Below are 13,938 nucleotides of genomic sequence, written 5' to 3'. Positions count from 1 at the left end.
AAATCCGCATAAGCCTTTATAAGAACGCCCCGCAAACCTGCATGAAATTGGTTTTTCTTGTATCGGCTGTTTTTGTGTCATATCTCCTTGCAACCTGTTCTTGTAGGCATGGGCGGGATTTTGTCTTTCTCTCCAGCTGGCAAATAATATGCCTGCGGAACATTAAACGCTTGTTTTCGAGGGTATAAGTTTGTCACCCCGCCTGCTTTTTCTGACAGTTAAAACACAGATGTGGGCTCCATTTCCGGACGCTTAAATGTCCGTTCCTATACCAGCGTCCAACGGATGCGCAGCCGATCCAACAGGGGCATTTATAGGGAATTGGGGGGGCTGGGTCTCAACAAGCAGGGCAAGTGCTTATACACTTGCCCTGCTTGTCACTATTATATTGCCTGTATTTGGTCATTGTTTGGAAAGCATCTAAAGGTTATCAAATTATTATCAGGGTCTAAGAAACTCATATTTTTTGCCCCCCAAGGTCTTAATGTAGGAGGGTCAACAATTCCTACCCCAAGTTTCACCAGTCTTGCATATTCCACATCAACATCATCAACAGTAAATGCAATACAAATATTATGCGGATTCGATTTACGATCCACGCCATCATTATAGACTGTCAATGTAGTTTCCTCTGATATGATGAATTGATGAGTATCATCATTGCTTTCATTATCAATACCAAAGAGTAATTTATAAAAATTAGCTAAGCGAATAACATCACTTGTTAGTAAGCACACCTCTCCGATTCTCATATATACCTCTCCTTCGCCGCTATAATCTCTCGCCTTAGTTGTCTAATGCGTACTCGTCATCTGCTTATTAGTTTAGGTCTAAACGGTTTCTTGCCAATTCTCTATATAGCTTGTTAAAGTCCTTTAAATAATCCTGTTGAGATCTTGGGCGGAATATTAATAAATCCAAAGTACAAGCTGGAAAATCCCACACCCGCCCCATCTATCAGGTTCTCCGCGCTCTATTCGTTTACATGAAGCAGGTTTAGAGAAACACGAAAATTTGTTATTTTTTAAGCCGTAATTTTTCTTACCACAAAATGCACTTTCATTATTAACTTATCAAAATCAGATTTATACAATTGATCCTATATAAATAATTTAACAAACTCACTCTCTTCTAATACTTTTGCGATTTCATGTGTTATCTTTCCCTTATCAAACAGAATGTATAGCTACCTGACGCTCCCGCTTGTAGGCACTATAACACGCTACTTTTCTATCTTATTTTATTTTCGTTCTAACACTCATTAATACTGGCTATTCTCATAAATGTCATCTATATTTTTATATTCTGTATATGGAATTGGAACTGGCAAAAGCATTGTTCTTAATTCAACATTATCATCTAAGAGTTCTTTTCCACAGACTTTGCAACTAGTGTCTTTCCTACCTCGGAAAAAATTGTTTAGATAATTAAAAATCGAATCTTCATCTAACTCCGGCTGTCTTTTTACAACTTCAAAAGCTCCGCACTCACAGTATAGTATTAATGTTACATAGGGGTTATAGCCACAATCAGGACAGGCAATACCATTCAATCCCATTATATTTGCCATCATTGGATGACCACATTGAGGACATCTCTTTGCACCAATGATCATACTCAATAAAAATTCCTTAAAATAATATTTTCTCCAGCCAGTCATAATCTTTTTTACAACATATTGCGCCCCAGACTGAATTTTCTCTTTTTCAGCTAATAGTTTAGTATTTTTTATATATCCGGATTCTATTTTTGTATACCCTAGTGATAAAGACATACCCGAATACCAACTGGATTTACATAGTTCTTCTCCAAGAATCTTTTCTATTTCAGTTTTGTCTATATTATCCCTATTTCTTCTTAGCTCTGCAAATTTGTCACATAGTTCATTGAAAAGAAAATCAATTCTAGTCTCCCCATGGTCTTTAAAACCGTATGCCGTTCTAAGATATCTTGCAAAAATAGCACGAGTATCCTCAATATCTCGAAATAATGGTCTGTTATCTATATACAACCTATCTATTATGCTTTCATAACCTGACAATTTAAATTCCTTAATAATAGAATCCTTAATTTCTGCCTTTCGCTCGTTGCTTTCATGCCGATTCTTTAAAACCTTTTTATATGCTTGAAATCTGTCCGTAAAAATCAGTCCATTAAATTTAATAGGCTCAAATACAGTGAGAACAAAAAAACTTTGCTTAGATTTTTCGGTTTGGTCGTTAGCTAAAAAAGATGTCATAATCTTTTTGAATTCTTCACCACTTACAGTTGCACTTTTTACCTGGATAAAAATGTGATAATTCTCATCCATAATTTCAATATCATCGTTTTCTTCACAAGATATACAAAAATCAGATATAGCTATATTAAAATTAAAAATATCAGGCTTACTTAAACATTCTACTGAATAAATGACGGCTACTGAATCCTGATTATCAATTTTTGAATTCACATATCCTCCAATTTTATTTTTCAAAAAGTAATCGTTCATATTTTACATGTATTGTAGTTAAAAACAATACATTATCTTTTCCTTTCATATAATAAGTATTTATTGGGCGTTTAAATTTAGTTTATATAAATTAGGAATATCTAATTCTTTTCTCCTACATTGTCCTTTCATAATAAATAGATACTTCTATACATTTCTTTTTACATGCTGTACCGTAATAATATCGACTTCCTTTTTCCGCTCATGTATCTTTATGATAATAATAAAATTATCCACAACCAGTTCACGGTAACCACGATTGGCATATCTGCCGGTCCTTCGTTCTGGACAGCGATATGGATATTCTTCCAGAGCAAAAATCCCTGCCTCCAGTCGATTGATCTGATCCTCCGCATACTCAGGGACCTGCTCATAAATATATTGATAAATTCTATCCAAATCCCTAAAGGCTTTATGATGCATTTTTATCGTATATTTATTTTGCATACTTTCTCCTCAGTCCACTCAACACTTCTCTGGCATCCATAAGAGCAACTCCGTCTTCTGCTTCATTTTCCGCTTCTGTTATGGCAGCATCTATCTGTGTGTCGGAAATTAATCGTTCATATGTTTCAATACTCATTACCACTAAATCTCCATACCCATTCTTTGTTACAAAAATTGGCTCTTTACTTTTATGACAAATATCTGAAATCTCATTGGTTTTCCGTAAATCTGTTATTGGCATAATCTGTGGCATATTATCCCTCCTTTCTTTGCATATAATTATAGCATTATTATGTGCAAATTTCAATTTATATTTAACTAAGAAATCTAACCTCCTATTTTACTCAATCATGTTATAAAATCAATATACTAAAAATTCAATTTGTAACCCTTTCCACCCACCGCCCATAAATCTCATAGTATAGCTATCTTACTTTACTGCCCCTCCTTATACCCCAACTTAAGAAATCAATAAATAAACTAAGTTTTGCCGGTTATCATCACTTTCCAAAACTTTTTGGTTATCACATTTCATCTTTAAACGTAGCAAAACCCCGGTTCAAAATCCTCGAACCGGGGTATGTCATCCACACTTTGCCATTTTCAGCCTCATAAAACACAGCCGAAAAGAGCATGATTTTAGCTCATTTTTAGCCTCAAAACCACTATATCTTGTGGTTGTACTCTTCTTTTTTTTCAAATACCACAAGTGTCATCCAAATGACTGCTTACACCTCATCAATCGCCTTCCCAATATCATCCCTCATATACTTATTCCCAAATTCAATCCACCCCGTCGCCCTATACGCATTCTCCCGCGCCAGCTTTAGATTCTCCCCCTTTGCCGTCACGCCCAGCACACGTCCGCCGTTGGTCACGATTCTGCCTTCGTCGTCGAACTTCGTACCGGCGTGGAACACGTAGTATCCATCATGATCCTTAAAATTCTCAAATCCGCTGATCGGATATCCTTTTTCGTAGTGTTCCGGATACCCGTCGGAAGCCAGCACAACGCAGACCGCCGCGTTATCCTCAAACTCCAGTTGAATCTGATCCAACGTGCCGTCCACACAGGCCTCGAACACTTCCACGATATCATTCTTCATACGCGGCAGTACGACCTGAGTCTCCGGATCCCCGAATCTCGCATTGTATTCCAGGACCTTGGGTCCCTTCTCCGTAAGCATCAGACCGAAGAAAATGATTCCCTTAAACGGTCTTCCCTCGGCTTTCATCGCATCCACAGTGGCCTGATACACGTATTTCCGGCAGAATTCATCCACCTCTTCCGTATAGAACGGGCTCGGGGAAAAGGTTCCCATGCCGCCGGTATTAAGCCCCTGGTCTCCATTCTTCGCCCGCTTGTGGTCCTGAGCCGATGTCATGATCCTGATGGTATCTCCATCCACAAAAGACAGCACGGATACTTCGCGGCCGGTCATAAACTCCTCCACCACGATCCGGTCACCAGCGGAGCCGAACTGCTTATCCAGCATCAGCGTCTTAACACCGTCCTTCGCCTCTTCCCTTGTATTGCAGATTAATACGCCTTTACCGAGAGCAAGGCCATCCGCTTTCAATACAATGGGCATTTCGGCCGTTTCCAGATACAGAAGCGCCGCCTCCGGGGTATCAAAGGTCTCATAGCCTGCCGTCGGAATCTTATATTTCTTCATCAGATCCTTTGAAAATGCCTTAGAGCCTTCCAGAATCGCCGCATTCTTTCTTGGTCCAAATACGCGGAGTCCTTCCTTCTCAAATACGTCCACGATGCCGCCCACCAGCGGATCATCCATACCAATCACAGTTAAGTCCACCTGGTGTTCCTTCGCAAACGCTGCCATTTTGTCGAACTCCATGGCGCCGATCGGCACGCATTCCGCAAATTCAGCAATTCCCGCATTGCCCGGAGCACAGTAAATCTTATCCACCCTGGCGCTCTTTGCCACCTTCCACGCAATTGCGTGCTCTCTTCCACCGCTTCCTACAATCAGTACTTTCATCATCCGCCTCCTGATATTCTAGTCAAAAACCCCGCCGCAAGCAACGGGGCATCATATTTGCAACGCCGCGAGCGGCGGGATATTTGACCCTCGCGGCAGTCGCCAAATGGACGCGCCAGCGTGTCCGTTTGGCTCGTTGCCCGCGGGAATAAGTAAGTCTGCTTTTACAAATATCAATTATTTGGTTGGCTGTTTGCAATCAGCTGGATGGCCTGCGGCAGAATAACCCACTCCGCCTCTTCCATCACACGCCGCTGCAGAATCTCCGGCGTATCCCCTTCCTTCACCTCTACAGCTTTTTGTAAAAGGATGGGGCCGCTGTCCACGCCTTCGTCCACGTAATGTACCGTTGCTCCGGTAACCTTTACGCCCCGCTTTAACGCCGCCTCATGAACCTTTAAACCGTAATAGCCCACGCCGCAGAAAGAGGGGATCAGAGATGGATGGATGTTAATGATACGGTTCTTATATTTCCTGGTCATAGCCTCCGGAATCGTTACGAGGAAACCGGCCAGCACGATCAGGTCCAGCTTGTACTCATCTACCTTTGCCAGAAATGCCTCATTAAACGCCTCTCTGGTTTCAAACTCCTTCGGAGAAATGGCAACAGCCCTGATTCCATGATTCCTCGCCCGTTCCAGCGCATACGCGTTACGATTGTTGCTGATTACCACTTCCACGTTTACATTGGTGAGATGGCCGTCGTCCATCCTGTCTAAGATGGCCTGAAGATTCGTGCCGCCGCCGGATACGAGAATGCCGACTCTCAGCATAAGGTCACTCCCTTTTCTCCTGCCTCCGTATAACCGATTACATACGGAATCTCGCCAGCCTCACGGATGGCCTTCATGGCTGTATCAACTTTAGAAGGATCGACCGCCAGAACCATGCCGATACCCATGTTATAGGTATTGTACATCATCTCCTCTTCAATACTGCCCTTATCAGCCAGAAGCTTAAAGATCGCAGGTACCTCGTAGCTGTCCTTTTTGATGACTGCTCTGACACCGTCCGGAAGCATACGCGGAATGTTCTCATAGAAGCCGCCGCCCGTCACGTGGCTGCATGCCTTGATCGTAACGCCGCTGTCCTTTACGCTCTTTAAGGCTTTCACATAAATCTTGGTCGGAGCGATCAGTGTCTCACCTAAAGTTCCGCCCAGTTCATCGTAATACGTATCAAGGCTCTCCTTTGTCATCTCAAATACCTTACGAACGAGAGAGAAGCCATTGCTGTGCACACCGGAAGAAGCCATGCCGATTAACACATCGCCGGCTTTTAAGTCTTTCCCTGTGATCAGGTTCTTTTCATCGACAACACCGACCGCGAAACCGGCCAGATCATACTCATCCTCCGGATAGAAGCCCGGCATCTCGGCCGTCTCGCCTCCGATTAAGGCCGCGCCGGCCTGTTTGCAGCCGTCCGCCACGCCGCCTACGATCTCAGCAATCTTTTCCGGAAAATTCTTTCCGCAGGCAATGTAATCCAGAAAGAATAAAGGTTCTCCGCCTGCGCAGGCAATGTCGTTGACACACATGGCAACACAGTCAATACCCACGGTATTGTGCTTATCCATAAGAAATGCAAGCTTCAGCTTCGTACCTACGCCATCGGTGCCGGAAACCAGAGTCGGTTTCTCCATATCCTTAAATGCGCTCATGGAAAATGCTCCCGAAAAGCCGCCGATTCCACCTAACACCTCCGGCCTCATGGTTCCCTTCACGTGTTCCTTCATCAACTCCACTGACTTATATCCAGCCTCAATATCCACACCGGCATTCTTGTAATCCATTTCTCTTCCTCCTCGCTATGAGCACTTGGCGCCTGTATTTCAGGCGCTTACGTGCGATGCATGTCATCTCCACTTAGTGAGGTCTTTCACGAACTTAGTGGAGTGGCTCGTTATGAGCACTTAGTGACTCTGTCTTATTTCTTCATCTGTGCAAGATATTCCTTATAACCGATCTGATCCAGCTTATCCGCTTTCTTCACCACATCGTTCTTTAAATTCTCAGAATACTCCTTTAATCTGCCGAGCAGAGCTTCGTCAGACGTAGAAAGAATCTTAGCCGCGAGAATTCCCGCGTTTGTTCCTCCGTTAATCGCAACTGTGGCAACCGGAATACCGGAGGGCATCTGTACGATGGAATAGAGGGAGTCCACACCGCCCAGATCGGAAGTCTTCATCGGAATTCCGATAACCGGCATCGGGAAAAGCGCAGCGCACATGCCCGGAAGATGAGCCGCCTTGCCGGCTCCCGCGATGATCACCTTCACTCCTCTTGCCTCTGCTGTCTTCGCGTAATCAAAAAATATATCAGGCTCTCTGTGAGCCGAAATAACCGTAATTTCAAAATCAACACCCAGTTTCTCAAGAACGTCCGCGGCCTGTGCCATAACAGGCATATCGGAATCACTACCCATAACAATTGCTGCCTTTGCCATAGTAAATCTCCTTTCATTATTAACGGTTATGTTTCTCATTAGTTATATTAATATATAAAGCTTATAAATCAATCTTTACTTATAATTATAATACTAGCTTTTTATGCTCCCGTCAATAATTTTCTTGAAAATCCCAGGATAAACTTGTATATAAAATAGTGTAAAACTCCCTTTACAAAAATTGTAAAATACGCTTTACTTTTAATATAAAGCATGCTATACTCTAAATGTAAAGGGAACATTACTTTTAAAAGAAAAGGAAGGGTTGTGTAAGTGAAAACAAGAATACAGGAGTTGAGAAAGCAATCGCGAATCACGCAGGAAGAACTGGCGGATGCTCTGGGCGTAACGAGACAGACCATCATCTCCCTGGAAAACGGCAAGTATAATGCCTCTCTCCAGCTGGCCCACAAAATTGCAGTATATTTTCACATGAACATTGAAGAAATATTCTTATTCGAGGAGGAATAAACTATGTTGCTGAACAATTTATTTATTGATAATCCGATTAATTTTGAGAAGAGATGCAAGACCAGAATCATCGCCAGCTGCCTTCTTCTGGTGCTGGGCGCAGTCACGATCGCCCTGTCCTTCCTGGCAGGCGACCATATTCCTGTGCTGTACATGACCGCCGACCACTATGACTTCATCCCGGGCTTCTATATGGGAACTGGATTCGGACTGTTATTCGCCGCCATCGCGACGATCATCAAAAATGTCCGTTATTTAAAGAAACCAGACTTAAAGAAAGAGCGGGAAATCTATGAAACGGACGAGAGGAACCGTATGCTGGGGCTGCGCAGCTGGGCTTACGCCGGATACGCCATGCTGTTCATACTTTACATCGGAATCCTGGTCAGCGGTTTCATCAGTATCATTATACTTAAGACACTCCTGGTAATTCTGGCTGTCTATGTACTGGTCCTTTTTATCTTTCGAATGATACTGCAGAAAACAATGTAAGAAAAAACACAGAATACGCCGTCGGGCCTGACCCTTCGGCACATTCTGTGTTTTTATTTAAGCGCTAAAATTCATAACGCAGATTTTATCTCCCATTTTCTGCATTTCTTTTAATCCAGGCCCGGTAATTTCTTCCATGTTCAGTCCAGTGGAACATTCAGCTCCTCTACTCCCGGAAGTACGAATCTTCCGTCGGCGATAATTGAAATCCTGCTGCCATCCGCCCGCACCGCATCGATCGTATCCAGCTCGGAATAAGGAATCGTGATATCCGTATGGCAGCTGAAATACGCCTTCGATAAATCTTCCTTCCTCAGAATGGAGATCTCGTTGTCTCTGGCTATAATTTCCTTGCCGTTAGGATTATACACGGCGCTGTCCTCGGCCCAGCTGTAACACGTATCGCCGACCGCGAAATGCGGTCCCATCTTCTCCACGATCAGAATCGGAAGCTTATCGAGAATCCCATACTTTCCAGCCATGGCGTACGCCGTCGTATTCGTTCCGATAGCGAATTCTCCCATGGGAAGCGTGTCGTGATTCTTCAGAATCATCTGTTTAACCAGCGCCTTCCCCTCTTCCGGATTCTCAAAGTTATCGCAGGAGTACTCTTTTATCATTCCATCTTCAAACGTCATGGAGAGATTCTTAAACTGGAAGTCACCGATATACACCGTTCCGACAAACAGCGTTCCCTTCGTCGCGGCGAGCTTCGGCGACGTAAACACCTCGCCCAGCGGAATATTGACATCCGCCACGCAGTTCTCAAAATTCGTCTCCTTTTCCCTGTCTCCAAGTTCATGCAGGCTTACGCGCAGGTCAGTCCGGTTGTCTCCCTTTCCCTTCACCTCCACGTAATCCGCCTCATCCAGCGCATCGATGATCGTCTGCTGGATCGTCTTATACTTTTCATAATCCAGCGTATTGATCGCAATAGTCTCCTCGAATATCTTCTCGAAACGTTCTCTTGCCCGCTCCGGGTTTAAGTCGCCGCGGCTGTCGCGTCCGATCTCCGGAACCGGAAATGCGATGATTGTAAAGCTGGTCTCATCACCCGGCATATATTCGTTGGTAATCACAGCCGCCTCATTGGCTGCCCTGGCGCTCAGCTTTTCCTGTTTTGCGTCCAGGCGGTTTGTCTCCGGCTTATTGACCGGCTGGAAGCCCTCCTGTCCGAAGGTCTCGATCACAGCAGGACCCGCGTAGGCCGCAGCTTCTTTCTTATACTGCTCATAGGCCACCCGCAGAACGGAAGCCTTCCTGTCGGTAAACGCCTTGTTTAAGTAGATAGCCTCGTCGAAGCGGTGATCGTACTCATACTGGCGGTTGGCCGGCCTGCCGTAATAGCCCACCTTTTTGCCCGCCTTCTGATTTACAGACCAAACCGCAGAGCGGCAAAGGATCGTATCCAGCCCCATCTCACGGAAGTTTAAAATCGCCGCCTTCACCATACGCTCAAAGCCCAGCTCATACCGGATCTGCACCGCGCTCTTCTTTGACAGATCGCGCCCCATCACCTCGAAGCCCTTCCGGTACCCTTCCGTATAGGTGTCCGCCATAAGCCGCACCGTCTCCTCCGGAAGTGAATTCATAAACTGCGCCACTAACAGCTCGGATTCGGATATATAATCGCCAAACCGGTATAAATACCGCAGGTCGCTTAAATCGCTGTCCAGGATGATGTCCTTCGCAAAAGTCAGCGTGGGATCCACGCCTTCCCGGATGCGGTATGCCACCGTATAGTCACAGTAATCACTGACAAACCAGTAGAGCACATCCTTAATACTGGCGGCGGAAGGGACCGTATCCTCAAACATATTATAAATCTCAATCAGTGTTTCATTTAAAATGGTGATATCCGTCAGCCTGTTTTCCGCAGCAAAGATAATATCGCCCCGGATTTCCTTATAAAGGTAGGAAAGCAGCTGTCCATACTCTTCTCCCAGAGCGGAAACAGCGTACTGCGGATTGCCATAGCTGGTCTCGTAATTCTCCGGAAGAATGTCCTCATAAAGCCTGTGGTTCCAGTCCTCTAACTCCTTAAGCGGCGCGTTTTCCGCCAGTCCGCCTGCCACCATTTCCCGATAATCGCCGATCATGCCGATAAAGGATGCCATCTTACGGAAATAGGAGCGGTACGGTTCTTCCACCGTCTCCTCGCTCTGGATGGCCTGGAGCCGTTCCATGGAAAGCTGATACCGTTCCATCACACTTTCATTTTCTTCTTTGAATCTGTCACAAACGTTCATTGTCATCCTCCAAATCCAATGATAATCAGAACTGCCCATACAATAACCAGAAAGCCGCTGACGGCCATCCCTATTTTGGACAGTATGTACTTCTTTTCCTTTTCGAAAAAAGAAAGCGCCCCATAAATCAGAGAGACTATGGCAATCAGGAAGCTGCAGAAGCACACCGCGGCCACATTAAGCTCCGCGTTCCCTGCCGTCATGACCGAGCTCGCCACACCGATGACCGCAAGAATCAAAGCGGCGACAGCAAGCCCAAGGGCCATGAAGCTTCTCCTCGCAAATGGTTTCCTAATGTAGGATACTTTTTTCTGCTGCTGCACGCCGCTTCCTCCTCACTCTTATCGTCTGTACAATTTTGTAGAACACAAAGCCGAGTAAACCGCCAAGGGTGTTGAGTATCATATCGTCCACGTCGAAGCTGCCGACCTTCCACACCAGCTGCACCGTCTCGATGCAGAGGCTGAACAGAAAGCTTAACAGCACGGTGTTATACCAGTGACGGCTTCTGCGGCTGATAACCGGAAGAAAAAATCCGAATGGCATAAATCCAACAACATTTCCCACAATATTCAGCAAAAACGACCGGATTCCTACCACATGCCAGTACACAATAAAGCGTCTGATCTCCTTGAACGGCACCAGATTATAGGCGTACTCCTCCTGCAGATGGCTTCCCCGGCCAAAGTCCTCGGAGAAGAACAGGAAGTACGCCAAAAAAATCAGGTAAACGATAAAAATCACCCAACCCAGCTTTTGTCGTTTTGTTGTATTTTTTATCATAAATGCCCCATTAAAAAGTGATCTCGGATTTTCTCTTAAGCAGAACAGCGCCATTGATGATAGACATGATTCCAACGCTTAAGCCTGCTACTGTAATAATGATTCCGATTACAATGTTAAGCGCGCCCGCATTTCTCATGGTCTTATAAACTCTCTCCATATTCAGCTCTCCTTACTTTACGCCGTAGATTTCATAATAGGCGTCAATTGCCGCCTTTAAAGTATCATCAATAATAATCTTTCCGTTATATTCCTTATTATACAGATATTCGATTACTTCTGCCATAGTAACGATAGCTTTTGCGTTGAAACCATACTTGTCATGAATCTCGTCGAGAGCGCTCTTCTCTCCTTTTCCCTTCTCCATACGGTTTAAGGAAACCATCAGGCCAAGAATTGTCACATCGCCCTGTGCCTTGATAATAGGAAATGTCTCTTCAATCGATTTGCCGGATGTGGTTACGTCCTCGATGATCACCACGCGGTCGCCGTCCTTAATCGGGCTTCCCAGAAGAATCCCGGCGTCCCCGTGGTCCTTTGCTTCCTTCCGGTTCGAACAGTATCGGATCTCTTTCCCGTATAATTCATGGTAAGCGATGGTGGTCGCCACACTTAACGGAATTCCCTTGTACGCCGGTCCGAACAGCACATCGAAATCATCCCCAAAATTATCATGGATCGCTTTCGCATAATACTCACCCAGCTTCTTTAACTGCGCGCCCGTCACATAGGCGCCCGCATTCATAAAAAATGGAGACTTTCTTCCGCTCTTTAAGGTAAAATCTCCAAACTTCAGCACGCTGCTGTCTACCATAAACTCTATAAATTCCTGCTTATACTGCTCCATCTTATCGTCCTTCCTTTCGCCGGCCTCTTACCGTACGGCTCCGACTAAATCATTGATATCTTCTACGTTATATTTCTTCATATAGCTTTCGATTCCGCTCACAACCCCGGCTGTGGCATACGGATTATGGAAGTTGGCCGTTCCCACAGAAACTGCCGTGGCTCCCGCCAGGATAAATTCCAGCGCATCCTCCGCGTTCATAATGCCGCCCATGCCGATGATGGGGATCTTCACAGCATTTGCCGCCTGATACACCATGCGGACCGCCACCGGCTTCACAGCCGGACCGGATAATCCGCCCGTCTTATTCGCCACCGCGAAGGTTCTGCGGTTTATATCAATCTTCATGCCTGTCAGCGTATTGATCAAAGAGATCACATCGGCGCCGCCCGCCTCCGCCGCCTTCGCCATGACGGTGATATCCGTCACGTTGGGGCTCAGCTTCATGATGACCGGCTGCTTCGCATGCTTCTTTACCTCTCTGGTAATGGCCTCCACCGCTTTCGGATCCTGTCCGAAGGCAATGCCGCCCTCCTTTACATTGGGACACGAAATGTTGATCTCCAGCATATCCACCGGTTCATCCCCGAGCCGTTCCACCACTTCCACGTAGTCCTCCGTGGTTCTGCCGCAGACATTGACAATAATTTTCGTATCATACTGCTTTAAAAATGGAATATCGCGCTTTGCAAACACATCGATTCCCGGATTCTGCAGGCCGATGGCATTGATCATGCCGCCGTACGTCTCTGCGATCCTGGGAGTCGGATTGCCGGGCCACGGCACATTGGCCACGCCCTTGGTCACTACTGCGCCCAGACCGTTTAAATCCACCATCTCGCCGTATTCCGCTCCGGACCCGAAGGTACCGGAAGCCGTCATAACCGGATTTTTCAGCTCCACACCGGCTAAGTTTACTTTCATATTCATCAGAGTTCTACCTCCTCTGCCCGAAATACCGGCCCGTCTTTACAGATTCTCGCATTGTGAACCTGGGAGTGTTCGTCCACGTTTTTTGTCTTGCATACACAGGCCAGACATGCGCCGATTCCGCAGGCCATCTTCTCCTCGAGAGACAGAAAGCAGGTGATGTTCTCCTCGGCGGCATAGGCCTTTAACGCGCGCAGCATGGGAGTCGGACCACAGGCAAAGATTACGTCCGCCTTTAAACCGTGCTCTCTGATGGCATCAATGACATTGCCCTTTGTTCCGGCGCTTCCGTCCTCTGTCGCAAGAACCACTTCCCCGTAAGGAGCGAATTCTTCATTTAAAAACAGGACATCACGATATCCTAAAATCACTTCTTTATTGCAGTTTAACTGCTTCGCCAGCTCCAGCATGGGAGGAATCCCGATTCCGCCGCCGATTAAGAAGGCGGTCTTTCCCTCTGCTGCTTCCTCCAGCGGGAATCCGTTGCCGAGAGGTCCCATGATATCGACCGTATCTCCCGCCTGGTAACGGGAGAACTCCTCCGTTCCCGCTCCGACGGTCCTGTATACGATCCGCAGCATACCGGTTTCTTTATTCGTCTCACAGATGCTGATCGGGCGCGGAAGCAGTTTTGCTCCGTCCTTTGTATACACAGAAATAAACTGACCCGGCTTTGCCTGGGCAGCCATCTCCTCCTCCCGGATCCACATACTGTATACATCTTCTGTCAGCCTTTCCTGACTATCCACAAAGGCTGTTACTTTTCTCTGCGCCATGATT

The 13,938-nt window shown here is 45.8% G+C and carries 17 protein-coding genes; 2 read left to right on the top strand and 15 right to left on the bottom strand.

Annotation, left to right across the window (positions count from 1 at the left end; all coding sequences use genetic code 11):
• Window positions 1-383 precede the first annotated feature (383 nt).
• From M1L66_RS11805 to purE, 8 genes are all read right to left on the bottom strand, one after another.
• A complete protein-coding gene (locus tag M1L66_RS11805) occupies window positions 384-752 on the bottom strand; it encodes a VOC family protein (RefSeq protein WP_434693087.1) in 369 nt (122 codons plus the stop codon).
• A gap of 509 nt (window positions 753-1,261) precedes the next feature.
• Window positions 1,262-2,452, bottom strand: coding sequence for a hypothetical protein (locus tag M1L66_RS11800; protein WP_434693085.1), 1,191 nt, complete (start codon window positions 2,450-2,452; stop codon window positions 1,262-1,264).
• Between the two features lie 186 nt (window positions 2,453-2,638).
• A complete protein-coding gene (locus M1L66_RS11795; protein WP_434693082.1) occupies window positions 2,639-2,938 on the bottom strand; it encodes a type II toxin-antitoxin system RelE/ParE family toxin in 300 nt (99 codons plus the stop codon).
• Window positions 2,928-3,191: a type II toxin-antitoxin system prevent-host-death family antitoxin gene (locus M1L66_RS11790; RefSeq protein ID WP_434693080.1), complete on the bottom strand. Its 264-nt coding sequence runs from the start codon at window positions 3,189-3,191 to the stop codon at window positions 2,928-2,930. Before M1L66_RS11790 ends, M1L66_RS11795 begins: the two co-directional genes overlap by 11 nt.
• 475 nt (window positions 3,192-3,666) lie before the next feature.
• A complete protein-coding gene (gene purD / locus M1L66_RS11785; protein ID WP_434694241.1) occupies window positions 3,667-4,941 on the bottom strand; it encodes a phosphoribosylamine--glycine ligase in 1,275 nt (424 codons plus the stop codon).
• Between the two features lie 173 nt (window positions 4,942-5,114).
• Window positions 5,115-5,714: a phosphoribosylglycinamide formyltransferase gene (purN, locus tag M1L66_RS11780; RefSeq protein WP_434693078.1), complete on the bottom strand. Its 600-nt coding sequence runs from the start codon at window positions 5,712-5,714 to the stop codon at window positions 5,115-5,117.
• Window positions 5,708-6,733 carry a phosphoribosylformylglycinamidine cyclo-ligase gene (gene purM, locus M1L66_RS11775; RefSeq protein WP_187021133.1) on the bottom strand — a complete coding sequence of 342 codons (1,026 nt, stop codon included), beginning with the start codon at window positions 6,731-6,733 and terminating at the stop codon, window positions 5,708-5,710. The genes purN and purM overlap by 7 nt, the downstream gene beginning before the upstream one ends.
• 134 nt (window positions 6,734-6,867) lie before the next feature.
• On the bottom strand, window positions 6,868-7,386 hold the full coding sequence (gene purE, locus M1L66_RS11770; RefSeq protein WP_110324771.1) for a 5-(carboxyamino)imidazole ribonucleotide mutase: 519 nt from the start codon (window positions 7,384-7,386) through the stop codon (window positions 6,868-6,870).
• A 273-nt stretch (window positions 7,387-7,659) separates the two neighbouring features.
• Here purE and M1L66_RS11765 point away from each other — a divergent pair, with 273 nt between their 5' ends.
• Together M1L66_RS11765 and M1L66_RS11760 are read left to right on the top strand one after the other, a co-directional pair.
• On the top strand, window positions 7,660-7,857 hold the full coding sequence (locus M1L66_RS11765; RefSeq protein ID WP_002600271.1) for a helix-turn-helix transcriptional regulator: 198 nt from the start codon (window positions 7,660-7,662) through the stop codon (window positions 7,855-7,857).
• 3 nt (window positions 7,858-7,860) lie between these two features.
• Window positions 7,861-8,349: a hypothetical protein gene (locus tag M1L66_RS11760; RefSeq protein WP_002600272.1), complete on the top strand. Its 489-nt coding sequence runs from the start codon at window positions 7,861-7,863 to the stop codon at window positions 8,347-8,349.
• Window positions 8,350-8,489: 140 nt separating this feature from the next.
• Here M1L66_RS11760 and M1L66_RS11755 read toward each other — a convergent pair whose 3' ends face one another.
• Genes M1L66_RS11755 through M1L66_RS11725 form a run of 7 tightly spaced genes read right to left on the bottom strand, consistent with a single transcriptional unit; the run spans window position 8,490 to window position 13,934 of the window.
• The gene (locus tag M1L66_RS11755; protein WP_434693073.1) at window positions 8,490-10,598 is read right to left on the bottom strand and encodes an aminopeptidase; all 2,109 of its coding nucleotides are present in this window, start codon (window positions 10,596-10,598) and stop codon (window positions 8,490-8,492) included.
• A gap of 2 nt (window positions 10,599-10,600) precedes the next feature.
• Window positions 10,601-10,921 (bottom strand): DUF6142 family protein, encoded by a 321-nt coding sequence (locus tag M1L66_RS11750; protein ID WP_002600274.1) that lies wholly within the window; start codon window positions 10,919-10,921, stop codon window positions 10,601-10,603.
• A complete protein-coding gene (locus tag M1L66_RS11745) occupies window positions 10,890-11,381 on the bottom strand; it encodes a VanZ family protein (protein ID WP_002600275.1) in 492 nt (163 codons plus the stop codon). The genes M1L66_RS11750 and M1L66_RS11745 overlap by 32 nt, the downstream gene beginning before the upstream one ends.
• Before the next feature lie 10 nt (window positions 11,382-11,391).
• On the bottom strand, window positions 11,392-11,541 hold the full coding sequence (locus M1L66_RS11740) for a hypothetical protein (RefSeq protein ID WP_002600276.1): 150 nt from the start codon (window positions 11,539-11,541) through the stop codon (window positions 11,392-11,394).
• Window positions 11,542-11,553: 12 nt separating this feature from the next.
• Window positions 11,554-12,228, bottom strand: coding sequence for an orotate phosphoribosyltransferase (gene pyrE / locus M1L66_RS11735; protein ID WP_025529316.1), 675 nt, complete (start codon window positions 12,226-12,228; stop codon window positions 11,554-11,556).
• A 27-nt stretch (window positions 12,229-12,255) separates the two neighbouring features.
• Entirely contained in the window at window positions 12,256-13,158 is a 903-nt protein-coding gene (locus M1L66_RS11730; RefSeq protein ID WP_055655297.1) for a dihydroorotate dehydrogenase, read from the bottom strand.
• Window positions 13,158-13,934 (bottom strand): dihydroorotate dehydrogenase electron transfer subunit, encoded by a 777-nt coding sequence (locus tag M1L66_RS11725; protein WP_187021141.1) that lies wholly within the window; start codon window positions 13,932-13,934, stop codon window positions 13,158-13,160. The genes M1L66_RS11730 and M1L66_RS11725 overlap by 1 nt, the downstream gene beginning before the upstream one ends.
• Window positions 13,935-13,938 lie beyond the last annotated feature (4 nt).

The organism is Hungatella sp. SB206 (assembly GCF_051132295.1).
GTDB classification, from domain to species: domain Bacteria; phylum Bacillota; class Clostridia; order Lachnospirales; family Lachnospiraceae; genus Hungatella; species Hungatella effluvii.
This window is presented reverse-complemented; position numbering and strand designations above follow the sequence as displayed.

What these genes read in the sequence shown, in the direction of transcription:
- M1L66_RS11725 (WP_187021141.1), bottom strand. Translation starts at nt 13,934, where the DNA reads ATGGCGCAGAGAAAAGTAACAGCCTTTGTGGATAGTCAGGAAAGGCTG.
- M1L66_RS11790 (WP_434693080.1), bottom strand. Translation starts at nt 3,191, where the DNA reads ATGCCACAGATTATGCCAATAACAGATTTACGGAAAACCAATGAGATT.
- M1L66_RS11755 (WP_434693073.1), bottom strand. Translation starts at nt 10,598, where the DNA reads ATGAACGTTTGTGACAGATTCAAAGAAGAAAATGAAAGTGTGATGGAA.
- purM (WP_187021133.1), bottom strand. Translation starts at nt 6,733, where the DNA reads ATGGATTACAAGAATGCCGGTGTGGATATTGAGGCTGGATATAAGTCA.
- purN (WP_434693078.1), bottom strand. Translation starts at nt 5,714, where the DNA reads ATGCTGAGAGTCGGCATTCTCGTATCCGGCGGCGGCACGAATCTTCAG.
- M1L66_RS11730 (WP_055655297.1), bottom strand. Translation starts at nt 13,158, where the DNA reads ATGAATATGAAAGTAAACTTAGCCGGTGTGGAGCTGAAAAATCCGGTT.
- M1L66_RS11760 (WP_002600272.1), top strand. Translation starts at nt 7,861, where the DNA reads ATGTTGCTGAACAATTTATTTATTGATAATCCGATTAATTTTGAGAAG.
- M1L66_RS11805 (WP_434693087.1), bottom strand. Translation starts at nt 752, where the DNA reads ATGAGAATCGGAGAGGTGTGCTTACTAACAAGTGATGTTATTCGCTTA.
- M1L66_RS11745 (WP_002600275.1), bottom strand. Translation starts at nt 11,381, where the DNA reads ATGATAAAAAATACAACAAAACGACAAAAGCTGGGTTGGGTGATTTTT.
- purE (WP_110324771.1), bottom strand. Translation starts at nt 7,386, where the DNA reads ATGGCAAAGGCAGCAATTGTTATGGGTAGTGATTCCGATATGCCTGTT.
- purD (WP_434694241.1), bottom strand. Translation starts at nt 4,941, where the DNA reads ATGAAAGTACTGATTGTAGGAAGCGGTGGAAGAGAGCACGCAATTGCG.
- pyrE (WP_025529316.1), bottom strand. Translation starts at nt 12,228, where the DNA reads ATGGAGCAGTATAAGCAGGAATTTATAGAGTTTATGGTAGACAGCAGC.
- M1L66_RS11740 (WP_002600276.1), bottom strand. Translation starts at nt 11,541, where the DNA reads ATGGAGAGAGTTTATAAGACCATGAGAAATGCGGGCGCGCTTAACATT.
- M1L66_RS11795 (WP_434693082.1), bottom strand. Translation starts at nt 2,938, where the DNA reads ATGCAAAATAAATATACGATAAAAATGCATCATAAAGCCTTTAGGGAT.